The sequence below is a fragment of the Halorubrum rubrum genome (assembly GCF_024494685.1).
Taxonomy (GTDB): domain Archaea; phylum Halobacteriota; class Halobacteria; order Halobacteriales; family Haloferacaceae; genus Halorubrum; species Halorubrum rubrum.
Genome location: NZ_JANHDM010000001.1, coordinates 288,186 through 311,604 on the forward strand (window position 1 = coordinate 288,186; position 23,419 = coordinate 311,604).

At 68.5% G+C, this 23,419-nt stretch carries 24 protein-coding genes, 1 tRNA gene and 1 pseudogene; 15 read left to right on the forward strand and 11 right to left on the reverse strand.

Annotated features, from left to right (window positions below; genetic code table 11):
• Positions 1-39: 39 nt before the first annotated feature.
• A complete protein-coding gene (locus tag NO889_RS01485; RefSeq protein WP_256410475.1) occupies positions 40-1,077 on the forward strand; it encodes a PrsW family intramembrane metalloprotease in 1,038 nt (345 codons plus the stop codon).
• A gap of 21 nt (positions 1,078-1,098) precedes the next feature.
• Here NO889_RS01485 and NO889_RS01490 read toward each other — a convergent pair whose 3' ends face one another.
• The 4 genes from NO889_RS01490 to NO889_RS01505 all read right to left on the reverse strand — a co-directional run bounded on the left by NO889_RS01490 (position 1,099) and on the right by NO889_RS01505 (position 4,656).
• Positions 1,099-2,079, reverse strand: a complete 981-nt coding sequence (locus tag NO889_RS01490; RefSeq protein ID WP_256410476.1) for an ROK family protein — start codon at positions 2,077-2,079, stop codon at positions 1,099-1,101.
• Between the two features lie 106 nt (positions 2,080-2,185).
• The gene (locus NO889_RS01495) at positions 2,186-2,668 is read right to left on the reverse strand and encodes a universal stress protein (protein WP_256410477.1); all 483 of its coding nucleotides are present in this window, start codon (positions 2,666-2,668) and stop codon (positions 2,186-2,188) included.
• A gap of 214 nt (positions 2,669-2,882) precedes the next feature.
• On the reverse strand, positions 2,883-3,266 hold the full coding sequence (locus NO889_RS01500) for a DUF5611 family protein (RefSeq protein ID WP_256410478.1): 384 nt from the start codon (positions 3,264-3,266) through the stop codon (positions 2,883-2,885).
• 127 nt (positions 3,267-3,393) lie between these two features.
• The gene (locus tag NO889_RS01505; protein WP_256410479.1) at positions 3,394-4,656 is read right to left on the reverse strand and encodes a DUF7093 family protein; all 1,263 of its coding nucleotides are present in this window, start codon (positions 4,654-4,656) and stop codon (positions 3,394-3,396) included.
• Positions 4,657-4,842: 186 nt separating this feature from the next.
• Between NO889_RS01505 and NO889_RS01510 the strand changes: the two genes are divergently transcribed.
• Positions 4,843-5,157 carry a 2Fe-2S iron-sulfur cluster-binding protein gene (locus NO889_RS01510; protein ID WP_256410480.1) on the forward strand — a complete coding sequence of 105 codons (315 nt, stop codon included), beginning with the start codon at positions 4,843-4,845 and terminating at the stop codon, positions 5,155-5,157.
• Between the two features lie 154 nt (positions 5,158-5,311).
• Here the strand turns inward: NO889_RS01510 and NO889_RS01515 are convergent, their stop codons facing one another.
• The gene (locus tag NO889_RS01515; RefSeq protein ID WP_023499165.1) at positions 5,312-5,506 is read right to left on the reverse strand and encodes a cold-shock protein; all 195 of its coding nucleotides are present in this window, start codon (positions 5,504-5,506) and stop codon (positions 5,312-5,314) included.
• 233 nt (positions 5,507-5,739) lie between these two features.
• On the opposite strand from NO889_RS01515, the gene NO889_RS01520 reads away from it, so the two are divergent.
• Positions 5,740-6,282 carry a hypothetical protein gene (locus NO889_RS01520; protein WP_256410481.1) on the forward strand — a complete coding sequence of 181 codons (543 nt, stop codon included), beginning with the start codon at positions 5,740-5,742 and terminating at the stop codon, positions 6,280-6,282.
• A gap of 28 nt (positions 6,283-6,310) precedes the next feature.
• Here the strand turns inward: NO889_RS01520 and NO889_RS01525 are convergent, their stop codons facing one another.
• Positions 6,311-7,774 (reverse strand): amidohydrolase, encoded by a 1,464-nt coding sequence (locus tag NO889_RS01525; protein ID WP_256410482.1) that lies wholly within the window; start codon positions 7,772-7,774, stop codon positions 6,311-6,313.
• A 194-nt stretch (positions 7,775-7,968) separates the two neighbouring features.
• On the opposite strand from NO889_RS01525, the gene NO889_RS01530 reads away from it, so the two are divergent.
• The 4 genes from NO889_RS01530 (at position 7,969) to NO889_RS01545 (ending at position 11,949) form a co-directional block, all read left to right on the forward strand.
• Positions 7,969-9,690, forward strand: coding sequence for an HTTM domain-containing protein (locus NO889_RS01530; RefSeq protein ID WP_256410483.1), 1,722 nt, complete (start codon positions 7,969-7,971; stop codon positions 9,688-9,690).
• Between the two features lie 335 nt (positions 9,691-10,025).
• Complete coding sequence (locus NO889_RS01535) at positions 10,026-10,499, forward strand: redoxin domain-containing protein (RefSeq protein WP_256410484.1); 474 nt, start codon at positions 10,026-10,028, stop codon at positions 10,497-10,499.
• A 94-nt stretch (positions 10,500-10,593) separates the two neighbouring features.
• Positions 10,594-11,040, forward strand: a complete 447-nt coding sequence (locus tag NO889_RS01540) for a hypothetical protein (protein ID WP_256410485.1) — start codon at positions 10,594-10,596, stop codon at positions 11,038-11,040.
• 75 nt (positions 11,041-11,115) lie between these two features.
• The gene (locus NO889_RS01545; protein ID WP_256410486.1) at positions 11,116-11,949 is read left to right on the forward strand and encodes an alpha/beta fold hydrolase; all 834 of its coding nucleotides are present in this window, start codon (positions 11,116-11,118) and stop codon (positions 11,947-11,949) included.
• Between the two features lie 19 nt (positions 11,950-11,968).
• On the opposite strand, the gene NO889_RS01550 is transcribed toward NO889_RS01545, so the two are convergent.
• Together NO889_RS01550 and NO889_RS01555 are read right to left on the reverse strand one after the other, a co-directional pair.
• Positions 11,969-13,657: a tubulin-like doman-containing protein gene (locus NO889_RS01550; RefSeq protein WP_256410487.1), complete on the reverse strand. Its 1,689-nt coding sequence runs from the start codon at positions 13,655-13,657 to the stop codon at positions 11,969-11,971.
• Between the two features lie 410 nt (positions 13,658-14,067).
• Positions 14,068-14,141, reverse strand: a tRNA-Phe gene (locus NO889_RS01555).
• A 205-nt stretch (positions 14,142-14,346) separates the two neighbouring features.
• Here NO889_RS01555 and NO889_RS01560 point away from each other — a divergent pair.
• Positions 14,347-14,499, forward strand: coding sequence for a hypothetical protein (locus tag NO889_RS01560; protein WP_256410488.1), 153 nt, complete (start codon positions 14,347-14,349; stop codon positions 14,497-14,499).
• Positions 14,500-14,528: 29 nt separating this feature from the next.
• Here NO889_RS01560 and NO889_RS01565 read toward each other — a convergent pair.
• A pseudogene (locus NO889_RS01565) lies at positions 14,529-15,067 on the reverse strand (redoxin domain-containing protein).
• A 100-nt stretch (positions 15,068-15,167) separates the two neighbouring features.
• Here NO889_RS01565 and NO889_RS01570 point away from each other — a divergent pair.
• Positions 15,168-15,977: a DUF547 domain-containing protein gene (locus tag NO889_RS01570; protein ID WP_256410490.1), complete on the forward strand. Its 810-nt coding sequence runs from the start codon at positions 15,168-15,170 to the stop codon at positions 15,975-15,977.
• Positions 15,974-16,204, forward strand: a complete 231-nt coding sequence (locus NO889_RS01575) for a hypothetical protein (protein ID WP_256410491.1) — start codon at positions 15,974-15,976, stop codon at positions 16,202-16,204. The genes NO889_RS01570 and NO889_RS01575 overlap by 4 nt, the downstream gene beginning before the upstream one ends.
• A 24-nt stretch (positions 16,205-16,228) precedes the next feature.
• Here the strand turns inward: NO889_RS01575 and NO889_RS01580 are convergent, their stop codons facing one another.
• The gene (locus NO889_RS01580) at positions 16,229-17,014 is read right to left on the reverse strand and encodes a sulfite exporter TauE/SafE family protein (protein ID WP_256410492.1); all 786 of its coding nucleotides are present in this window, start codon (positions 17,012-17,014) and stop codon (positions 16,229-16,231) included.
• Positions 17,015-17,342: 328 nt separating this feature from the next.
• On the opposite strand from NO889_RS01580, the gene NO889_RS01585 reads away from it, so the two are divergent.
• The 4 genes from NO889_RS01585 (at position 17,343) to NO889_RS01600 (ending at position 20,255) form a co-directional block, all read left to right on the forward strand.
• A complete protein-coding gene (locus NO889_RS01585) occupies positions 17,343-17,591 on the forward strand; it encodes a redoxin domain-containing protein (RefSeq protein ID WP_256410493.1) in 249 nt (82 codons plus the stop codon).
• Between the two features lie 130 nt (positions 17,592-17,721).
• Complete coding sequence (locus NO889_RS01590; RefSeq protein ID WP_256410632.1) at positions 17,722-19,188, forward strand: dihydrolipoyl dehydrogenase; 1,467 nt, start codon at positions 17,722-17,724, stop codon at positions 19,186-19,188.
• A gap of 81 nt (positions 19,189-19,269) precedes the next feature.
• On the forward strand, positions 19,270-19,797 hold the full coding sequence (locus tag NO889_RS01595) for a hypothetical protein (protein ID WP_256410494.1): 528 nt from the start codon (positions 19,270-19,272) through the stop codon (positions 19,795-19,797).
• 101 nt (positions 19,798-19,898) lie between these two features.
• On the forward strand, positions 19,899-20,255 hold the full coding sequence (locus NO889_RS01600) for a DsrE family protein (RefSeq protein ID WP_256410495.1): 357 nt from the start codon (positions 19,899-19,901) through the stop codon (positions 20,253-20,255).
• Positions 20,256-20,482: 227 nt separating this feature from the next.
• Here the strand turns inward: NO889_RS01600 and NO889_RS01605 are convergent, their stop codons facing one another.
• Complete coding sequence (locus tag NO889_RS01605) at positions 20,483-21,385, reverse strand: glycosyltransferase family 2 protein (RefSeq protein WP_256410496.1); 903 nt, start codon at positions 21,383-21,385, stop codon at positions 20,483-20,485.
• Between the two features lie 152 nt (positions 21,386-21,537).
• On the opposite strand from NO889_RS01605, the gene NO889_RS01610 reads away from it, so the two are divergent.
• The gene (locus tag NO889_RS01610; RefSeq protein WP_256410497.1) at positions 21,538-23,325 is read left to right on the forward strand and encodes an ABC transporter ATP-binding protein; all 1,788 of its coding nucleotides are present in this window, start codon (positions 21,538-21,540) and stop codon (positions 23,323-23,325) included.
• Positions 23,326-23,419: the final 94 nt, after the last annotated feature.

Sequence of the window (23,419 nt, forward strand, 5' to 3'; positions counted from 1 at the left end):
CGGCGACCGCTTAAGTCCGAACGGACCGAACCCGTTCGCATGGACTCACGGTCGGATCCCGTCGAGCGGGGCGACGACGGCGACCGCGACCTCTACGACGTCGCCACGTGGGAGGAACGCACCTCCCTCGACGGGCTCGCGGTCGCGTTGTACTGGCTTCTCACGCGCTCGGCGAAGGCGCTCCTCGTGCTGCTGGCCGGGGTGATCCTCCTGAGCATCTTCGCCTCGTTCGGCGTGGGACTGATCTTCGATCCGGCCGTCGCCGCGCTGGTCGCGCTGTCCGCGATCCCCGCGTTCGGGCTCGCGGCGTACGTGTACGTCTCCGACGTCACCACCGGCGAGCCGCTCTCGCTTCTGGTCGCGACGTTCCTTCTGTCCGTGTTGACCGCGACGTTCGCGGCGGTGCTCAACGGGTTCGCCCGCCCGCTCTTCGAACCGCTCGGCTTTCTCGGGCTCGTGCTCTTCTTCTTCGTCGTTGTCGGTCCGATAGAGGAGACGGTGAAGCTGCTCGCGGTGCGGCTGTACGCGTACACCGACGAGCGGTTCGACGCCGTGATCGACGGCGCGGTGTACGGCGCGATCGCCGGGCTCGGCTTCGCCGTCATCGAGAACCTGCTGTACATCGCGCGGAGCGTCGACATCGCGGACCTCTCCTTCGGGCTCGCGGCGCTCGGCGCGGGCGACGGGATCGCCGCGCTCCGCGCGCTCGCCGGCCCCGGCCACGTCGTCTACTCGGCCTTTGCGGGATACTACCTCGGCCTCGCGAAGTTCAACCCCGAGAACCGGGGACCGATCGTGATAAAGGGGCTCGTGATCGCGGCGACGATCCACGCGCTGTACAACACCCTCGTGGGGCCGGCCACGGTCGTCCTCTCCTCCGTCTCCGGGCTGCCGCAGGTGCCCGCGCTGTTCGTCTTCGTCGTCGTCTTTCAGGGCTTCTTCGGGTATCTCCTGGTACGGAAGCTCCGGCGCTACCGGGACGCGTACCTCGCGACGCGCGGTGAGCGGACGAGCGGCGCGACGGGCGACGGACGCGGCCCGGAGGCGACTCCCGAACGCGACGAGTTCGAGAAGTGAGCCGGACGGACGACGATCCGGCTACGGCGGCGACTCGACGCGCGATCGATCGCCGGTTCCGCCGGTGAGCGCGCTGGCGAGCGCACCCTTGACGACGACGTCGTCGCCGAGTTCGGTGAGCCGGATCTCCGGGACGTTGATGAACACCATCTCAGCGAGCTTCTCGCGGACCGGGTCGAGGACGCGCTCGGGGTTGTTGAGCGCGACCGCGCCGCCGACGCTGACGACGAGCGGGGCGTACGCGTGGATCACGTTCGCGATCCCCATCGCGTTCCAGTGGGCGAGCTGGTCTATCACGTGGTCGGCGAAGGTGTCCTCGCCGGCGGCCTCGAAGACGTCGATCGCGGAGAAGTCGGGGTCCTCGATCGGGAGGGCGGTCTCGATGGGGTCCTCCTCGTGGAGCTCGCGGGCGTACTTCGGGATGTTGTTGCCCGAGCAGTACCCCTCCCAGTGGCCGTCGAGGCCGCACCCGCAGGTCATGAATCCGTGCGGGTCGACGGTCATGTGGCCGACCTCGCCCGCGTTGCCGTCCCACCCCGAGAGGACGTTGCCGTCGACGGCGACGCCCGCGCCGATCCCCGAGGAGACGGTGAGGTACACCATGTCGTCGGGGTTGCGCTCGGAGTGGAACCGTTCGCCGATCACGCCCGCGTTGGTGTCGTTGTGGAGGTGGACCTCCTCGGTGTCGAGCAGCCGCGAGACCGGGCCGACGAGCGGGATCCGCTCGACGGTGTCCGGGAGGTTCGCCGGGTTCAACACGACCCCGGCCGCGAGGTCGAGCGGGCCGATGGAGCCGATCCCGGCGGCGACGACCGCGTCCGGGTCGACGCCGGCCTCCGCGCACGCGTTCCGGACGACGCTCAACACCGCCTCGGTGACGGCGATGCCGGTCGGGCCACGAGGGGTTCCGCGCACGTCGGAGCCGAGCACGGTCGCCGTCTCGTCGCCGACGACCGCGCGGACGTTCGTCGCGCCGAGGTCGACGCCCACGTAGTAAGCCATCGGCGGAAAGAGGGCCCCGTTACCACTTAATCGGGACGGTTCGGGTGTCGCGGTCGCTCGTGACCGGTCGAACGTGTCGGTGTCGAAGGAGAGCGGTCGAGGCGACTCAGGGCGCGACGCGGCGTTTCGATTCGACCGACTCCTCGCGTACGAACGTCACGGGACACGGCGCGGAGAGGATCACCTCCTGTGCGACGCTGCCGAAGACCGCCTTGCCGGTCGGCGAGCGGTGTCGGCCGCCGACGACGACGCGGTCGGCGTCGGTCTCCTCGGCCAGCGCGACGATCTCGTCGGCGTGATCGCCGACCGCGCCGCGGACCGTGTGGTCCACGCCCGCCTCCGAGAGGGCCTTCGATATCGTGCGGGTGGTCGTGTGGCGCTTCGCCACCGCGTCCGGGGTCGACTCCTCGCTTTCGGCGTCGACGCGGAGATTCGACCGGACCTCGGCGAACTCGTCGTCGTCGAACACGTGCGCGAGGACGACCGTGGCCCCGGTGGGCTTCGCGACGCTCGCCGCCTCCGCGGCGAGCCGCTCGGTTCGCTTCTCGTCTTCGGTTCCGACCGCTAACAGGATCGTTTCGATGCTCATACCTCCCGTTGTCGGCCGTCGTGCTTAAAGCTGCTGATTTTTAACTCGATATCGAATTAATATTCGTGACAGGAGAAACGACGCGCCGATCCGGTCGTGAGAGCGAGGGAACCGGCTCCGCGGTGGAGAACGATCACCCTCCCGCGACCGCCGCACCGCTCGAGGGAGAGAACGGTCGACCGCCGAAAATGGGGGGGAGCGCCCGCCGGGAACCTCAGTAGTCGGGGGCGTCGTCCTCGACCTCGCGTTTCAGCGAGTCGCGCCGGGACTTGGCGTCGCGGCCGGTGGCCTCGAGCAGGAAGGAGTTCTTCGCGTCGACCGCGTCGGCGGCTGCGTCGGCGTTCCCCTCGGCGATGACTTCCTCGGCCGGACGCTCCTCGAAGTGGACCGCGAGCTTGTCCTTCTTGCCGGCGTACTCGGCCGCGCCGGCGACGATCCGCTCGAAGACGGGGTTTTCGGGCTCCTCGACCACGTACAGCTCGTGGCCGTCGTACTCCTCGGTGCCGGTGACCTCGCCGAAGTACTCCTCGATGGAGCCTTTGAGGTCCGGCATGCGCTCGTCGAGATGCTCGCCGCGGCGCATCTTGTACTGCTTCATGCTGCGACCGTTCGACAGGGTCGCGTAAACCAGTTTCGTCACGGCGGATCGGCACCAAACGGTGGATTCAGGGCCCGAACCGGCGACGAAGGGTGACGGCGAAAACGGATCGTGGGCTCGAGGTCGGCTACCGCGACCGCTCCGCGACGTAGCCGCGTTTACACTCGGGACAGATGTCGCCCGCCCGCATCGAACTCCCGGCGGATCGGACGGTCATCCCGCACTCGGGACAGTAGTACTCCGTCGGGACCCCGGTCGAGCCTTCGGTCTCCAACTGGGGATTCTCCTCGCGGGTGATCCCGGAGTCGGGTGCGGATCCCTCCTCGCCGGCCGCGTCGTCGGAGTCGTAACCGCCGACCGCGACCTCCGCGGATCCGAACGCCGACGGCCGGTCCGCCGGCTCGACGTACTCCGCGTCCGCGGACTCCGCGGCCGGCTCGGCCGCCTCGGGCGTGAGACCGCCGAACTCGACGCCGCTGTCGCCGTCCTCGCCGAGTTCGGCGCTGAACCCCTCGTCGTCGCCCCGCTGTTCGGGCCAGGGGGTCGACTCGAACGTCTCGTCGTCGTCGTCGTCCGCGTCGACGTCCGGCCACTCGCCGCGGTCGCGGTCGCCCGCGTCGTCCGCGTCGACCCCGTCGAGGATCACGCCGTCGTCGTCCGCGACGTCGCCGTCGCGATCGAGGTCGGGACCGTCGGAGGCGTCGGAAGCACGATCACGATCGGGGACGGCGGCGTCGGTCGCGCCGGCGGGGTCGGCCGGACCCGACGGCGTCCCGGTGCCGTCGCTTCCCGCAGCGTCGCCCCCCGCGTCGGCCGATCCGCCGTCAGCCGCGTCGCCGTCGGGCCCCGCGTCGATCAGCTCCGCGTCCTCGTCGGCAGCCGCGATCGCGGCGTCCCCGGCGGTGGAGTCGGTCGTCGGGCCGTCGTCGGCCGACTCGTCGACTGCCGTCTCGCCACCGCCGGGGGAATCCTCGAGGATCTCCGCGTCGTCGCCGGCGGGATCCGCCGCGTCGACGCCGGCGTGCGCGCCGCCGTAATCGACGTCGGGGCTGCGGTCCGTCCCGGCGGAGCGTGACGACGGCTCCGTGGACGTCGCGCGGCCGCCGGGCTCGTCCGCCGCTTCGGTCGGCTCGGTCGGCGCTGCCGGCCCGCTCGGCTCGGTCGGCGCCGTCGGCTCGCCCGACTCGGTCGCTTCCGCCGTCGTCGCCTGGTCGGTGAGCTGTTCCATCGTCGTGACCTCGGTGTTCTCGCTCACGACCTGCGTCTCGCCGCAGCGATCGCAGGTCTTCACCTCCCTGACGGTCGTGACGACTTCCTCGCCGTCCTCCTCGCGCTCGCGCTCTATTTCGGGCTCCGAGAAGTCGTGCCCGAGCAGACACCTGATTCCCATTACACCACCCTGCGGTGCCGAGGGTAAAAAACGCCCCGTCGCCGTCCGACGCCCGGCACACGCCGATCTCCGGTTCGAAGTGGTCGGTTGGCGGTCCGTCCGATCGGGAAGTGGTCGGTTGGCGGTCCGTCCGATCGGGGACACACCAGACTCTTTGAGGCCTCGACGCGTACGGCATCACGCACCATGCCGACCGTGTACTACCAGGGCGAGGAGATCGAGTGTGAGGAAGGTGCCGTGTTGCGCGACGTGTTGAAGGAGGCCGGACTGTCGGTACACAACGGGGCCACCCGGACGCTCAACTGTCGCGGGCTGGGCCAGTGCGGCTCCTGTGCGGTCCAAGTCGACGGCGAGGTCAGCGAGCCGGGCCGCAGGGAGAAGGCCCGACTCTGGCTCCCGCCGCACCACCCGAGCCACGACGTTCGGCTGGCGTGTCAAACCCGCGTCGAGGGCGACGTCGAGGTGACGAAGGGTCGCGGACTCTGGGGCCAACACGTCTAATGAGGGTTATCGGCGGCGGGATCGCCCGTCGCCGTCGCTACGCGGTCGATAACAGCCCGCGACGGACGTGAGTCCGCACCGCGGGAAAGAAACTCGTTTTCGCGTGTCGGAGCCGTGTTCGGCGTCAGCCGGACGACCCGCCTCGGTAGCCGGTTTACTGCCGAACGACGTTGGTCGCGCGGGGACCCTTGGGCGAGGACTCGATGTCGAACTCGAGCTCCTGACCCTCCTCGAGGTCCGGACCGCCAACGTCCTCCATGTGGAAGAACACGTCGTCGTCCTCGTCCTCAGTCGAAATGAAACCGTAGCCGCCAGTGTCGTTGAAGAAATCAACCTTTCCTGTCGCCATTGCGTTTGGGTACACGCCGGTCGGGGGAATAAGACTTGCGAGTGTACAGTTAACACGACCGCCATTCGACGATCGTTTCCGATGTTCGAGTACAGCCCGGCGTTCGGTGAACGACCACCCGGTTTCGCCGGATCGAACCGACCGACCCGTCGGTTCCCGTCGCGACTCCGGTCCGGTGCGATCGATCCGCGGGAGCGGTCGGGGTCGAACGGCCGGGTCCGACGCGGACGTTTATGTTCGAGCGCGACCGATCCGCGGGCGTGTTCCGCACCCTCCGGGAGAACGGACCCTCGATTCTGGTGCCGGCCGCGTGGCTCGTGACCGCGAGCGCGGTCCTCGGGATCGTCGGCACGCACGCGCTGTTCGTCGCCCACGTCGTCATGAGCGTCCTCCTCGTCGCGTTCCTCGTCGGCTCGTGGGGCGAGATGGGGTCGGGTGCCCTCCGCGTCTGGAAACTCGTGATCCTCGCGGGCACGCCGGTGACCCTCGCGGGCGTCGCCGGGTTCCTCGCGCTTGGCGGCCGGCTCGCCCTCCCCGCGGAGCCGCTCCTCGCGGTCGCGCTGTACGGGTGGATCCTGCTCCCGGCGGCCGGGCTGGCGGACACGGGCCGGCGGGTCGAGCGGGCCGGCCGCGCCTACGACCTCGGCGCGGCCTGCTGTGTCGTCGGGGCGCTCGGCGTCGCGCTCGCCGGTTCGTCGACCGCGACCGCCGCGGCGCTCGGCGTCGTCGGCGTCGGCCAGACGGTCGGGATCGTCGCCGCGACCGTCGCGGAGTGAGCCGGTGGGGCGAGCCGGCGGGGAGTGCTCAGTCGTCGTTCGCGGTGCCGGCGGCCGGCGGCTCGGCCTCGAAGGTCGGCTCGAAGTCTGGGCGGTCGACGCCGAGCAGTTCGTAGGGGTCGGCGTCCGTCGGCATCGCCGACTCGTACCCGTCCGCGCCGCCGCGCTCCTCGAACTCGGCGACGACCTCGGCGCGGAGCCCCTCGTCGGCGAGCAGCCGGAGGAGCGTCCCGCCGATCGTCTTCGAGGCGTACAGCATTCCCTCCGTTCCGGTCGAGCCGCTGGCGGCCACCGCCTGCCAGGAGTGCGGCGGCGTCCCGACGGGCCACGTCGCCGTCGTCATCCGTCCGAGCGGGACGATCTGGCTCACGTCGCCGGAGTCCGTGGAGTACGACCCGACCTCGCCGACGTCGAGCGCGTCGATCGGCTCGGTGAAGTACGCCGAGTCGCGGGCGCGGTCGCGGTGTTCGGGATCCAGCTCCTCGAGTTGCCCCGACACGTCGCCGAGCGACTCGCGGAGGTCGGCGGCGAGCGGGTCGTCGACCGAGAACGAGCCGAGATCGCCCATCGTCTCGCGGATGGCGTCGCCGAGCGTCTCGTTCGGTCGGACGCCGTAGATCCCGCTGGTCTTGGTGACCTCGACGTCGACGTCGCCCATCAGCGCCGCGCCCTCGGCCGCCCTGCGGAGCCACGCGGAGACCTCCTCGACGAGGTCGCGACTCGGCGCGCGCACGAGGTACTCGCCCGTCGCCTCCGGCGGGACGACGTTGGCGGCGTCGCCGCCCTCGGTGATCACGTAGTGGATCCGAACCGGGTCGGGGACGTGCTCGCGCATGTACTCGACGGCGGTGTTGAGAAGCTGGAGGCCGTCGAGCGCGCTCCGGCCCGCCTCGGGCGAGGCGGCGGCGTGGGAGGACTCGCCGCGGACGGTCACCTCGAAGCCGTCGACCGCCAGACACGACCCCTTCGTGGGCGCGTTGTACCAGCCCGGATGCCAGGAGACCACCGCGTCGATACCGTCGAACGCGCCCGCACGAGCCATGTACACCTTCCCGGCGCCGGCCTCCTCCGCGGGCGTCCCGACGTAGACGACCGACCCCTCGACGCCCGCGTCGATCGCGTCGGCGACCGCGAGCGCGGCCCCGAGCGAGCCGACCCCGAAGAGGTTGTGGCCGCAGCCGTGTCCGTTTCCGCCCGCCTCGATGGGCTCCTTCGTCGCGCTCACGCGCTGTGAGAGGCCGGGGAGCGCGTCGAACTCGCCCATCGTACCGACGACCGGGTCGGCCTCGCCGTAGCGGGCGACGAAACCGGTCTCGAGGTCGCCGACGCCGACCTCGACGTCGAAGCCGCGCTCGGCGAGGACGCCGATCAGCCGGTCGGCCGCGTACGTCTCCTCGAAGGCCGTCTGCGGGTGCTCCCAGATGTCGCGGGCGAGGGCCGTGAGATCCTCGCGCCGGTCCTCGACCGCGTCGGTCACCGTATCGAGTTCCATGCCAACGGATGGCGAAGATTCCTCAAAAAGGGTTCGGACGCGGCGAGGAGGGCGGAACGCGGGGAGAACGACGGCCGACGCGGATACGGTCGGAGTCGCCGTCGGCCCCGAAAACCCGCCGAGGACGGTCCCAACAAATATACATACGGTCTGCGCGACACACTATCCAACCGGCCGGACCCCATCGAGATCGAATGCAGCCACCAGACACCACACCTCCCGGCGATTCCGCCCCGCCGCCGGACGAGTCCACGTCGCCCGACGACTCCACATCCTCCGGCGAGTCCACGTCGCCCGACGACTCCACATCCTCCGGCGAGTCCACGTCGCCCGGCGGTTCCGCGACGCCCGCCGACGACCAGGCGGCGTCGAACCGACCCGCCGACGAGAGCGCTCTCGCGCGGGCGTGGAACCGTCTCTCTCCGGTTCGAGACCGGGTGCGCAGGCGGTTCGAGGTCGACGCCCGGTCGCTCGCGGCCGTCCGGATCGCGCTCGCGCTCGTGATCCTGATCGACCTCCTCCACCGCTCGCGGGACCTCGCGCTGTTTTACACCGACGCGGGCGTGTATCCCGTGGCCGCCTACGAGGCCACCTACGGCCAGTACACCGGCGTGTCGCTCCACGCGCTCTCGGGAGAGCTCTGGTTTCAGCAGTTGCTGTTCGTCGTCGCGGGCGTCTTCGCCGTCGCGTTCCTCCTCGGGTATCGCACGCGACTGGTCGGATTCGTCTCCCTCTTGCTCCTGTTCTCGCTTCAGGCGCGGAATCCCGCCGTCCTCAACGGCGGCGACCGACTGTTCCGAGTCCTGCTTGCCGTCGCGCTCGTGACGCCGCTCGGCGAGCGCTGGTCGATCGACGCGCTCCGGCGCGGGTCGGCCCGGAAGGCCGTCACGAGCTTCGGAACCGCGGCGTTACTCGTCCAGCCGGTCGTGGTGTTCACGGCGAACGCGATCCTGAAACACGCCGGCGAGGAGTGGTACGCCGGGGACGGGCTCATGATCGCCTTACACAACGAGGTGATGACGACCGCGCTCGGGAAGGTCGTCGTGGACTTCCCGGCGCTCCTGACGCTTCTCAACTACGGCTGGGTGGTGCTTCTGTCCGGCTCCGCGCTGTTCCTTTTGGGGACCGTCGGCCGCGTTCGGATGGCGGCCGCGCTCGTGTACACCAGCGCGTTCGTCGGGATGCTGTTGACGATGGCGGTCGGAATGTTCCCGCTGTTGTTGATGACGGCCATGCTCCCGTTCCTCCCCGGCGTCTTCTGGGACGAACTCGCCCGTCGTGTGCCGGCCTCGTGGCGGGAGGGGATCCCGAGCGACGGGGCGGCGCTGGGGCCGCTCGGTCGCCCCCCGATCGAGCGACGGCTCCTCGACCCCGATCGAGGGGACTGGTACGGGGAGGCTTCCGACTACGCGGTCGCGTACGCAAAGTCGCTCATGACGGTGCTGGGCTTCTGTGTCCTGGTGTGGATCCTCGTGTTCAGCGCGAGCAGCGTCAGCGGGCACGACGTGCCGGAGGAGATCGACTACGAACACCTCGACCAGCAGAAGTGGGGACTGTACGCGCCCGATCCCTCGGAGTCGTACAGCTGGTATCCCTCGCGAGCGTATCTGGCGAACGGGTCGACGACGAGCGCGTTCGGCGACGGGGAGTTGACGTTCGATCGGCCGCCGGACCCCGCGGCGGAGTACCCGACCTTCCGCCACCGGAAGTTCATGTCGGCGGTCAACGGCGCCGGACCGGACGGGATCATCGCGGAGAGCTACGCCGACTGGGTGTGCGAGCGGGCCGCCGCGTCCCACGAGGAGCCGGTGGAGCGGGTGGTCGTCTACCGGGTGTACCAGCCGAGCCCGATCGACGGCGAGTACGAGGACACCGGCCGGCAGATCGTGATCGAACGCGACTGTTCGGCCGCCTGAGGGTCGCGCGATCGACCGCGGGATCGAACCCGACGCCACGACCGGTCGAGATGCCGGATCGAGGTCGTGCCGTCTCCACGTGGGTCGACCGGAGCGAAGCGAAGGGCGACCGACGGGGCAAGAGCGAAGCCCTCGCTTGCAACCGGTGCGTAGCGCCGGTGACGAGGCCGGAGAGGCGCGAGGTGCGGTTGCGGTGCGGGGCGTCGGCGGTGGTCACCGCGCCAGCGACGTTCTCGCCTCGGTCGTCCGGATCGCCGGTCGAAACGACCGGTGAACGGGGACGGGCCCGACGAGAGCACGACAGCTTTTAGGACGCGACGGGCCTCCGATCGGCTATGGTCTCGACCGGAGACGACGCGCCGACGTTCACGGAGACGTACAAGGGGTCCGACCACGAGACGTTCGATCTCGAGGAACACCTCGGCGACGGCCCGGTCGTCCTCGCGTTCTTCCCCGGCGCGTTCACGCCCCCGTGTAGCAACGAGATGGTCGCGCTCCAGGAGCGGTACGGCGACTTCGAGGCGGCCGGCGCGACCCTGTTCGGGGTCAGCGCCGACTCGGCGTTCTCGCTGGGTGCCTTCGCCGACGAGTACGACCTCGCGTTCGATCTCGTGAGCGACATGGACGGCGACACGATCGAGGCGTACGGGCTCTCGATGGACATCGCCGACCTCGGGCTCTACGGCGTCGCCAACCGGGCAGTGTACGTCCTCGACGACGAGGGCACCGTGACCTACGAGTGGGTCGCCGACGACCCGACGAACGAACCCGACTACGACGCGCTGCTCGAGGCCGTCGAAGCGGCCTGAGGCGGCCGCCGGCCGATGGTTCGGGGCTCTCGCCGCCGAGACGTCGCCTCGTACCCGACACGCTTTTTTCACCGCGCGGAGAGTCGGAACCCGAATGCGTTCGCGAGCCACACGGACCCCCCGAGATGGGGCGGGCGGCGTTCGGCTCCGCGTGCTCCGTCGGCCGCTCGCCGTCTGGGCGCTCATGGCGGTCCTCGCCGTCCTCAACGGCGGTTTCAGGGAGCTCGTGCTCGTGTCTCGGCTCGGCCATCGCGGCGCACACCGCCTCAGTACGGCCCTCCTCGTCGCCGCGATCCTCCTCGTCGCGTACGGCTTCTTCCGGTCGACGTCGGTCGAGTACCGTCGGAGGGAACTCGCGGCCGTCGGGGTCTGCTGGACCGCCCTGACCGTCGGCTTCGAGTTCCTCGTCGGGTACGTCGAGGGGACGCCCCCCACGGTGACGCTCGGACAGTACGACGTGTTCGCGGGAGAGGTGTGGATCGCCGTCCCGCTGGCCCTGCTCGCCGCGCCGCTGCTGTTCGGTCGCGTCCTGCGGGGGTAGCCACGGCCGGATCGGTCGCGGATCGGCCGATCGCCGGCCGCCAACGTATATACCGCCACACGCTCATGCCCCGACATGGAATCACACACGGTCGTCGGCGGCGGAGGGACGGAGTTACGCGTCGACGCCGCGGGATCGCCGGACGCGCCGACGATCCTGCTCGTTCACGGCTACTCGCAGTCGCGGCTCTGCTGGTACGAGCAGTTCGACGGGGGGTTGACCGAGGAGTTCCGCCTGCTCGCGCCCGACCTCCGCGGTCACGGCGACTCGGGGAAGCCCGCGGGCGACGATCGGTATCGCGACCCGACGCTGTGGGCCGCGGATCTGCGCGCCGTGATCGACGAGCTGGCGACCGACGATCCGGTCCTCGTCGGGTGGTCGTACGGCGGGCTCGTCGTCGCCGACTACCTCGCCGTGGAGGGGACCGGGGACGTGGCCGGGGCCGTCCTCGTCGGGGCGATCACGGAGAAGGGAACCGACGCCGCGAGCGAGGTCGCCGGCGAGGAGTTCGCCGCGATGCTCGACGACCTCGAGACCCGCGACGCCGAGGCGAGCGTGGACGCTCTCGCGGAATTCCTCGACATCTGTACCGCCGAGCCGGTCCCGCCGCGCGAGTATCACCTCATGCTCGGGTACAACGCGCGGTGTCCCCCGCGAGTTCGGGAGGCGCTCCAGGCGCGGACCGGCGCGAACGCCGAGACGCTGCGCGAACTAGACGTCCCTGCACTGTTCGTCCACGGGTCCGCCGACCGGGTCGTCCTCCCGGCGGCCGCCGAACGGCACGCCGACCTCGTGCCCGACGGCGAGGTCTCGATCTACGAGGGCGTCGGCCACTCGCCGTTCCTCGAGGCCCCGGAACGGTTCGACGGGGAGCTTCGCGAGTTCGCGGGACGCGTCACCGGGGAGTGACTCGCGGGGCGAGGGGCGGTCACTCCGAACCGGACCGGCCGCCTCGTCCCAGTTCGACGGTTTCCACGCGGTCGGTCAGCACTCGCTCGCGGATCCGATCGTCCGGGTCATCGAGGAACGAGCGGTCGTCCCGATTCCCGAGGCAGCCCACTCGGCGACGTCTGACGTAGTACCCCTCCTCGAGTCCGAGGGCGTGTCGGAGGGAGGCGTCCGTTCCCTCGGCGAGCGCCGAGCGCTCGTAGCTCTCCAAGTATTCGTTCGAGAGACGGAGGTCGTCGAGGAGCACGCCGCCGACGAACGCGACGAACCCGGTCTCCCGGTCGGTCCCGCTCTCGACGGCGAACGCCGACGGATCGTCGGGACCGACCGGCGCGGAACCGGAGATCCCGGCGATAACGTCGTCGAAGTCGATCCGTTCCGTGATCCGGTCGGCGACAGGACTCACGAGGGTCCCGACCACGGGACGTTCATCCCTCGACATCGCCGTCGTGAGCCGCCGGTCACGGAGCCCGCTGTACGTGGCGTCGCACGCGCGGTCCGCGAGCGCGTCGAGTCGTTCGCGGAGCCGTTCGTCCTCGTCCGTCGCGTCGAACCGCCGGCTCTCCTCGGGGTGCCGTGGCTCCGCGGGGTGGGAAGGAGACCCCGGCCGGATGAGCGTCGCGTACGGGGACGGATCCTCCTTCGGCGGGACGGACTCAGTTTCCTCGGGAACGGCCGGTTCCCTGCCATCTCGGGTCTCCTCGACGGCGTACCGAAGGATCTGCGGAACCCCGACCACGAAGGGGGCGTAACTCGGGGTGTCGGGGAACAGTCCTCGTGACGGGCGGGAACCGGCGTGTTCCGTTCCGGTCCGTCGCCACCGGCTGTAGTACGAAACGAAGAGGTAGGTGAACGCCTCGTCGAGCGCGTCACCGAGGAACCGGTTCTCCGGTCGTTTCGCGTCCCTCACGACGGCGTCGGTGGGGAGAAGGATCCGATCCTCGAAGAGTTGCTTCCGACAGAGGGCGAGATACTCTAGTTCCGAGAGCGCCGCATGTGCGTTGGCCTGCTCCCGACGGGACGACTCCCGATTCGGGAGAACGGCGAACAGCGTTATCGACGCCGTCGGTTCCGACCGCGTTAGCTCGCGTGCGAGATCGAAGAGGATCCCCGAGGTCGCACCACCCAAACCGCAGAGGACTGCGACCTCGGCGTCCGCTGTGGGCGCGATCACGGTCGCGAGGGTATCGTTCTCGTCCTCGGCGGACGCCTTGTAGTAGAGCGCCTTCGCGAGGGAACGTTTGCCGGAGAGTCCATAGTCGACGTCGGGGTTCGGAGAGATCTGATCCGCGTCGATCCACCAGTCGTCGGGGTCCATCCCGTGCTTCGAGGCGATACGCCGTCGGGCTATCGTCCCGGCGATGTCGATGGGGTCCTCGAATCGGGTCATGTCCGTCAGGGTTCGAGACTCGATCCGGATCCCGTCGGGAACACTCCCGTCGTCGGCGATCCGGTCTTCGGTCTCTTCGATCGCGGATCGGATCCGCCGGATCCGTTTCATGTCCTCCTCGCGCTCCGACTCGGCGGTATCGATGATCGTGACGGTCACTCCGGAGGGGTCGGAGGCGGGGTCGAGCATCGACTCCCGAACCCACTCCGTGGCGAGGAGTTCGAAAACGAGTTCCTTTCCGGATCCACCGAGGCCGAAGACGTGGTTCGGCCAGTTCACGCTGTCTTGCTACTGTCGCGCCCGAATATATAACGGTACCGGGGGCGACTGCGCGGATCGGGTTTCTATTACAGACTGACGAGCCGCACGAGCAACTACAAACGCCGCCCCGGTCAAATGAGGACGAAGCGCCAGAATGCGTCGGGGCGCGAGTGGAATCGTGGTCAAACCTAATCGGGAGTTTGGCGGAGAAAATTGCCGTGAGACGGTGCCTGCGTGCGAATGAGAACCGAGTAGAATCGGGATGCCGCCTCCCCGATTTGAACTCGAGACGAGACGTTCCGGGCGTGCGGCTCGCTTCGCTCGCCGTTCCGGGGCTGCGACTCCTCTGCTCAAATCGGCTCGCGGACGCTGATTCCCGGCCGACGGCTCACTCGCTACGCTCGTTCGCGTTGTCGGCCGGAGAAGTATGCCGCCTCCCCGATTTGAACGGGGGACAGCTCGATCTTCAGTCGAGTGCTCTCCCAGTCTGAGCTAAGGCGGCTCGCGTTTCGACCAAGGCCGAATCGAGACAAAAGGATTTCGAAAGACGGCGGACGCCCCGGCGACGCGCTACGGGCCGCGAACGCCGATCCGAGAGGCGGCGACGGCTTCCCGGCGTGGACACTCATCCTGGCAGCACCGGAAAGCAAACCGAAACACCTGGTCGAGCAAAGTCTATGTTCCTCGGTACCGAAACGCTCGGATCGATGGCACCGAACGAGACCGACGACGACTCCGAGGAGGGATCCGGACCGTGGTGGCGGCGGCCGATCGAGGCGGTCGTTGCCGCGGCTCGATGGGTCGCCGACACCTTCCACGGGTACGCGGGGGTCCGCGAACTGAAGCGGAACCGGCGGTAGAGCGGATCGGTCGGATTCCTCCCACGACTTCAGTCGTGGGTTACTGACTCGGCACGCAGCGTCCGTATCTCGTCGAGCAGGTCGTCGGTCTCCGGGCGGTCGGCGGGCGTCGGTCCCTCGTAGGCGCACGCGACGACGGGCTCGCCGGACCGGGTGTCGAGGACCGTCGCGACCGGCATCCGGCCCACCAGGTCGTGGAGCGAACCGAGGACGCCGAACCGCACGGGCTGGTCGACGCCTCGCTCACGTCGGCGTTCGGGTCGGCGAGCAGCGCGAACGGGCGGTCGTACGACTCCTGCCACTCGCTGGCTCGCTCGACGGGTTCCGGGAGGATCGAGACGACGGCGGCGTTCAGCGCCTCGAACTCGTCGTCCCTGTCGCCGATCGCTCGGACCTGCTTCCGGCAGTTCCCGCAGGGGTAGTCCCGCTGGAACGGCAGCACCACGGCGTCGACGTCGGGGTCGGCCGCGGCCGCGGAGAGCGAGAACGGGTCGGGGCCGGCGCCGGCGTACGACAGTTCGAAGTCCGGCACGCCGTCCGCCGTCGAGGACGCGGTCGTGTCGCTCATGTACGCGGTACGCGAAGCCACGGCACGACGCCGGGTTCGGTCTGGCGCGTGCGGTGCCAGACCGCGGCACCTATTCGCACGCGGCGATCGACGTGCGTTCATGACCGCCCCGGAGTCGACGTCCGCACCGGATTCCGACCGGGCGCCACCCGACGAGTCCGACTCTGCGTCCGACGACGGCCGTCTCGAGTCCCCCGACGACCCCGCTCTCGTCGCGGCCTCCCAACGGTTCCTCCGCGCGGTCCGAACTCCAGACGACCGTGGACCGGCACTTGACGCCGCTCGAAAACGGATCGAGGACGCCTCGCCCGACCACCTGGACGCGCTGGGGCCCGACGACCGGCTCGCGTTCTGGCTCAACGTCTACAACGCCGCGACGGGGGCCGCGCTACTCGCGGACCCGGACCGGTTCGCGGCCCGCCGGCGGTTCTTCGGCGAGCCGATCGTCACCGTCGCCGGAACGGACCTGAGTCTCGATCGGATCGAACACGGGATCCTCCGCGGTTCACAGTGGAAGTACGGGCTCGGCTACGTGCCGAACCCCGTCCCCTCGGCGTTCGTCCGGCGGCACCGCGTCGCCGACCCCGACCCGCGCGTTCACTTCGCGCTCAACTGCGGCGCCGCCTCCTGTCCCGCGGTCGCCGCGTACGACGTGACCGACGTGGACGACCAACTCGACCGCGCCGCCGCGTCGTACCTGCGAAGCGAGACGGTCGTGGAGGACGGGATCGCCCGCGTGCCCCGCCTCCTCCTGTGGTATCGCGGCGACTTCGGCGGACGCGCGGGCATCCGCGCGCTCCTCCGCGAGCACGACGTGATCGATCCCGACGCGATCCCGCGGATACGCTACCGCGAGTACGACTGGTCGCTCGCGCTCGACGCGTTCCGGAACGAGGAGGGGACCCGATGAGCGACGACGGCCTGCTGGAGTCGCTGTCGGTCGTCGGACTGTTGAGTCTCTGTTGTCTCGGGTTCGGCGGGATCGCCGGCGGCGCGATCGTCGCCGGCGGTGGCGCATCCGCGACCGTCGTCACCACCGGCGCGTCCAGCGTCCGCGGCGCGCTAATATCCGGGGGCGTCACGTTCGCGACCGTGTTCGTCGCGGCCGTCGCGATCCGGTGGCGGCTGAACCGGTGAGCGTGAGCGCGGCGCTGACGCCGCTCAGACGGCTCCCGCGCCGCCGAGGATCAGCCGGACGCCGATGACCGTCAACAGCCCGAGGACGACCCCGCGCCGGAGGCGTTCGCTCACGCGCTCTCGGAGACGCTTTCCGACCGCGACGCCGGCGACGGCGGGGACCGCCGCGACGACCGACGCGAGGGCGAGCCCGAGATCCGGGTAGAGTCCGAATGCGCCGGCCGCGGCGACGCGCAGGCCGTTGATGCCGACGAACACGAGCGCGACGACGCCGACGAACAGCCCGTGTGAGAGGTCGAAGCTCCGCACGAACGCGACGAGCTGGACCCCGACGTTCGTCGCGCCGAACAGGACGCCGGAGACGGCGCCGACGGCCGCCATGACGAGCGGCGTATCGGCGACCTCCCGGTCGCTCACGACAGGGAGGGGCGGTAACGGGACGGCGCGCTGATTCGTCGCGACGAAGCCGAGCGAGACGAGCCCGAGCAGGATCCGGAGCGGGGCCCCCGGAAGCCGATCGAGGAGCGCCATCCCGAGGATGGTGCCGCCGAAGGCGGCGACGAGCAACGGCGCGAACCGCCTTCCACAGGTGCGGAGCTCCTCGCGGGTCAGGTCGCCGACGAGCGCGAGGTTCACGGCGAACATGGGGAGGATCATGAACGCGACTGCGGTCGCGGGGTCGAGCGTCGCGGCGAGCACCATCGTCCCGACGACGGCGAAGCCGAACCCCGCGACCCCGTTGATCGCACCCGCGACCGCGACGACGAGAACGATCGTCGCCGCCAGCTCGGGCGAGAGCGCGAGGGCCATACGCTCGGGACGCGATCGCGGTTTATAAACGACCGCTGACTGTGCGGCGCCGAGGCACGGGCGCCCGAGACCGGCTTGCTCGGAGAACTCGTCCCTGTCGGGAGTATCGAGGCGTGTGCGATCATACCGCACGATCGGCCGGCGCTCATGTCACTCGGCCGCCATGATTCACCGTGCTTCAGACCGGACAGACGGCGCCGACGTTCGAACTCCCCGGCGCGGGCGACGGCCGGATCGACACGCACGGGTTGTCCGAACACGCCGACAACGGCTGGGCGGTGGTGGTCGTGTGCTACCCGTTCGACGTCCACCCCTCTGTACCACGCAGATGTGTACCACGCAGATGTGTACCTTACGGGACAGCGAGACGCTGTCACTGCCGGAAAACGCGGTCGTTCTCGGCATCTCGACCGACAGCGTCTACAGCCATCGCGCGGTCGCGGAGAAACACCGGATCGACTTCCCGATCCGCTCGGACGGCAACGACCGGGTCGCAGACGCGTACGGGGCGCGCGCCGACGAGATGGACGACCACCGTGGGGTCGCGCGGTCGCCGGCGACCAGTACCGAGGAGTGATCGATGGCGGGCGTGCTCGTCGGCGGGACGGTCGGCGTCCGAGTGTCTTCCGCTCCGATCCGCCGTGGTCGTGTGCGGCTCCCACCACGACGGACGGGACTTGATGACCGTGGGTCCCGTCGACCGATTCATGCAGGAGTTCGACTTCCTCGTTATCGGGTCGGGATCGGGACTGGACGTGGCGAACGCGATGGCCGGCCGGGGGAACTCGGTCGCGGTCGTCGAGGAGGGGCGGCTCGGCGGGACCTGTCTCAACCGCGGCTGTATCCCCTCGAAACGGCTCCTCTATCACGCCGAGGTGTTGGAGACGGTCGAGAGCGCGGGCGCGTTCGAGATCGACGCCGAGGTACGCGACGTCGACTTCGCGGGGATCGTTCGCAACGTGAACGACGACGTCTCCGGGAGTTCCGAGTCGATCCGTCGGGGGCTCTCCTCCTCGAACGGCCACGACCTGTTCGAGGGAACCGGCCGGTTCGTCGACGACCGCACGATCGAGATCGTCGACGGCGACGACGAGGGCGCCACGCTGCGGGCCGACACCGTCCTCGTCGCCACGGGTACCCGCCCCTCGATTCCCCCGATCGACGGGATCGACGAGGTGGAGTACCTCACGAGCACGGAGGCGCTCCGGCTGGAGTCGCCGCCCGACCGCCTCGTGATCGTCGGCGGCGGGTACATCGCGGCCGAGCTCGGCCACTTCTTCGGGACGTTCGGGACCGACGTGACGATCGTCGGCCGGCGCGAGCATCTGCTCCCGGAGGCCGACGCCGAGGTCGGGAAGGCGTTCACCGACCGCTACGCCGACCGATTCGACGTGTACACCGGCTACGAGGCCGTCGCGGCCGACGAGAGGGACGGCGACGTGACGGTCGAAGCCCGGCCGTACCCCGAGGCCGATTCGGTGCGCGCGGGCGGCGAGACGGTCGGCGCGCTCGACGAGGCCGACGCCGTGACCGTCACGGGCGACGCGCTGCTGGTCGCGACCGGCCGCCGCCCGAACACGGACGCGCTGAACCTCGACGCCACGGGTGTGGAGACGGACCAGCGCGGGTTCGTCGAGACCGACGAGTACCTTCGGACCGACGCCGAGGGGGTGTGGGCGCTCGGCGACGTGGTCGGCGAGTACCTGCTCAAACACAGCGCGAACCACGAGGCGAAGGCCGTGGTCCGGAACCTGCTGGGTGACGAGCCGGAACCCGTCGACTACTCGGCGATGCCGTTTGCGGTGTTCGCCTCGCCCGAAGTAGCTGGTGTCGGTGCGCGCGAGCAGGACCTCCGCGAGGCTGATGTCGAGTACGCCACCAACACGTACGCGTACGACGAGACGGCCCGCGGCAGCGCGATGCACGCCGACGGCTTCGTGAAGGTCCTCATTGATTTAGATGGGAAAATTGAGGGGTGTCATATTATCGGGCCTGAGGCGTCGAACCTGATCGAGGAGGTCGTCGTGGCGATGACCGCCGGCTCCGGAACAGTCGCGGACATCCGCGACGCGGTCCACATCCATCCCGCACTCTCCGAGGTCGTCGACCGGGCCTTCTCGGGGCAGTTCTCCCGCGGTGGTGGTCACGACCACGGGCATCATCACCACGGCTAGCCGTCACAGCTACTCCGCGGCCGAACACGGCGACTTCCGGGTCGGCCGAGCGGTTTTGTCGCTTCCCACCGAACTCCTCTTATGAACGACCGCGGTCACCTCTCTCGGCGTCGACTGTTAGCCGATCTCGCGAGCGGCGGCGTGCTGGTAGCGCTGGCCGGCTGCGCCGAGAGCGACACCGGTACCGAAGCCGACACCGACGCCGACGGAACGGAATCGGAACCGCCCGCTGCCGACGACCTCGACCTCCGAGAGACGAACGTCGTCGACGTCGCGTTCGAGGCGACGGACAGCGGCTACGCGTTCGACGTGACGCTCCACCACGACGACGACGGCGAGGAGGGCTACGCGAACTGGTGGCAGGTCGAGCGACTCGACGAGACGCGGCTCGGTCGCCGGGAGCTGCTCCACGCCCACTCCGAGCAGCCGTTCACGCGGTCAGAGACGGTCGCGATTCCCGACGACGTCATCCGCGTCGTCGTCCGCGGTCACGACCAGACGCACGGGTACGGCGGGGTGGCGGCCCTCGTTGCCATCGACGACGGGCCGGTTCGGTTCGTCGATCAGGGATCCGAGCCGCGGTCGTTCGACGCCGAGGACTTCTCGTAACACGCTCCGACGAACCTGACACGCTATCGCGTGCCGAGAAGGTGTTCCGAACACACACCCGCAGACCGGTTTTGTACGTGTGTGTTTTATAAATGAACACGATGGCAAAAGCAGCAATCGTGATTCTCGCCGGCAACGAATCGCACGCCGACTACGGCCGCCTCGCGAACGCGCTGGAGGCCGCGAAGGAATTCGCCGAGAACGACGACGACGAGCTGGAACTGATCTTCGACGGCGCCGGGACCCAGTGGGTCCCGGAGCTGGAAGACGAGGAGAGCGACTACCACGAGCTGTATCAGGCGGTTCGCGACGACGCCGCGGTGTGTGACTTCTGTTCGGGCGCGTTCGGCGTCGACGAGGCGGTCGCCGACTCGGGACTCGTCACGCTCGACGAGTACGACGGCCACCCCAGTATTCGCTCGCTCGTCGACGACGACTACGAGATCATCACGTTCTAAGCGGCGATACCGGGTCTCGTCGCCCTGGGGGCGACTACCGTTTTCAACACCCGATTCGAACCGCCACGCATGGAGGCGTCCGTTTTTGTCGATCCGGCTTGTCACCCTTCCGCGGGCGACACGCGCTCCGACGGCAGAGCACCCCGCCTCTGTACCCGGCTGGCGACCGAGATCCCACGCGTCCGCCGCAGGCAGTTCCTCTCGTTTCCTCCGACCGTCGGCTGGCCCTAGTCGACGTGTTCGACGACGCGGCCGAGCACTCTGGCGACCCCGACGAGACTGCTGAGGACGTACAGTGCCACCCAATCGATAGCCGGATACTGGTCCCACTGGGCATCGAAATAGTTGGGGAAACACAACGGATGAGCGGGAAGCAATCCGATCACGCACGATAACGCCGAACTCTCGAAGCGCTCGGGGTGCCTCCGAGACAGTTGCGTATCTCCGCGGCCGAGGCGAAAATACTTGCGTAACAGCGAGCGAAGCGACGAGCGAGCGGGATGTACGGCTCTCGCTTCGTGGACGTACCCCTGCTTCCATCCCGCCGCAGCGACGCGCCGTCCGAACTCGAGGTCACCGCTCGAAACGAGTCCCTCGTCGAACGGCCCGACGTCGCGAATAACGTCTCTGTCGACGAACAGAGCACACGTCGGAGCGAAATCTAGCTCCGAGATGTACCGCTCGATGGGGAACCCCGTCGCCGCGTTGTACCGCCCGGAGTACGTCGATTTCGAGCACTCGACGTCGACGCGGCACCCCGCGTACGCGATGTCACGATCCACCATCGCCGAGACTGTCGACTCGATCCAGTCGCCGTCCGGGACGACGTCCGCATCGAGGAAACCGACCACCTCGCCCTCGCTCGCCTCGATCCCCGTGTTTCGCGCGGCATAAGAGCTCTGTACGTCCGTCTCTCGCTCGACCCGGAAGAGTTCGGAGTTGGTGGCGGCGGCCGTCCGTGCGACCTCGAGCGTGGCGTCGGTCGAGTCGTTGTCGACGATAACGACCTCGTACTGCGACGACGGGTAGGTCTGGTCGACGAGCGCATCGACCGCTATCCGGACGCCGGCGGGATCGTTGTAGACAGGGATGATGATAGAAACGGACGTCCGAGGGGTGGTTGAGTTCACTTGGGAGAGATGTAGCCGGAGTAACGGGCATTGTAATGGATATATTAATCAGTAGCTCGGAGAAGCGTCGCTACAGTTGTCGCTTGGTCGCTCCGCGCGCCCGCGGTAGGTAGTCTAAAACAATAGGTGTACGTCGTCTCCCACCGAATCGAATGGACGAGACAGACATCTCCCTGCGAGAAAAATTCAACGGGTTGTATCGCGTTGCGGCGTATCGACCCGTCCTCACTGCGTTTATAATCGTGTTCAGTTTCTTCGCGGCGCTCTTGGAGGGTGTCGGCATCAGTTTCATCCTCCCGATCATCGAACTCGCCCAGTCCGGCGGTGCCCCTAGCGAATCGGCCGACGGCTACGCCGGCGTCTTCCTCCAGCTCTACGAGTTTCTCGGCGTTCCGTTCGTCATCGAATGGCTCATCGTCGGCGTCGCGCTCGTCATGGTCGCCCGGTACACGGCGAGCTTCCTCGTCTCGTGGCTGCGCGTGGCGCTGAAGACGTACTACGTTCGACACCTCCAGACCGAGGCCTTCGAAAGCGCGCTCGACGCGCGGGTCGCGTACTTCGACAGCGAGGGGTCCGACGACGTCATGAACGCGATCGTCACCCAGGCGGAGTACGCCGGCAAGGTCATCAAGGACTTCGTGAAATTCTTCGAGCAGCTACTGCTGGCGCTGATGTACCTCGGTATCGCGCTCTACCTCTCGTGGGAGCTGACGCTGTTCGGGGCGGTGGTTCTCGGCGGGCTCACGTATCTGTTCAGAAACGTGCTCGAGCCTGGATATGCCCTCGGTGACCTGGTAGCAGACGCCAACGAGCGGATCCAGGAGACCGTCCAAGCCGGGACACAGGGTATCCGGGACGTGAAGCTGTTCCAGATGGACGACGAGCTGTTCTCGTCGTTCTCGGACCACGTCGACCAGTACACCACGTCGTCGGTCCACCTCGGCCGGAACCAGGCGGCGATCCAGGACTTTTACAATTTGCTCGCGGCCGTGATGGTCTTCGTCATGATTTACGCCGCGATTAATCTCACGTCGATGGATCTCAGCTCGCTGGGCGTGTTCCTCTTCGCGATGTTCCGGCTCGCCCCGCGGGTCAGCTCGTTGAATCGGCGCTTCTACAAGTTCGAGGGTCGGCTCCCGCACCTCGTCCGGACCCAGCTGTTCGTCGAGGAGTTGAAGCGCAACGAGGAGCCGACCGAGAAGGAACAGCCGGTTCCGGACGACCCGTTCCCGATCGCCTTCGAGGACGTTACGTTCTCCTACGAAGACGAGACGGTTCTGCGAGACGTCTCCTTCGACGTCGACAGCCAAGAGTTCGTCGCGTTCGTAGGCCAGTCGGGCGCCGGGAAGTCGACCGTCGCGTCGCTGCTCGCTCGTATGTACGAACCCGATACGGGGGACGTGACCGCCGACGGGGTTCCGATAGACGAGTTCGACATCGACGAGTGGCGCGGGCGCGTCGCCATCGTCCGACAGGACCCGTTCATCTTCAACGAAACCCTCGAGTACAACCTCACTATCGGCAACCGTTCGGCGTCACGGACCGAGATCGAGCGCGTCTGTGAGATCGCTCAGGTGACGGAGTTTCTGGACGACCTTCCTCGGGGCTACGAGACCGAACTGGGCGACAACGGCGTCCGGCTCTCGGGCGGGCAGCGCCAGCGCATCGCGCTCGCCCGTGCGCTCCTGAAAGACGCGGACGTCCTCATCCTCGACGAGGCAACGAGCGACCTCGACACCGGGATCGAGTCGGACGTCCAGCGCGAGATCGAACGCATGAATCGGGAGTACGCCATCGTCGCGATCGCACACCGGCTCTCGACAGTTCGGGGCGCCGACCGCATCTACGCGCTCGAAGACGGGCGGATCACCGAGGAGGGCGAACATCAAGAGCTCGTCGACGACGACGGCCTGTACGCGGATCTGTACGCGACTCAGTGAAATGATGCGAACTGATCCCGTTCGCCTGTGGGAGACGACATCCGTCGGTCGCGAGCCGAGAGCCGTCGGCGAGTCCGCGAAGACCTCGGCGAAC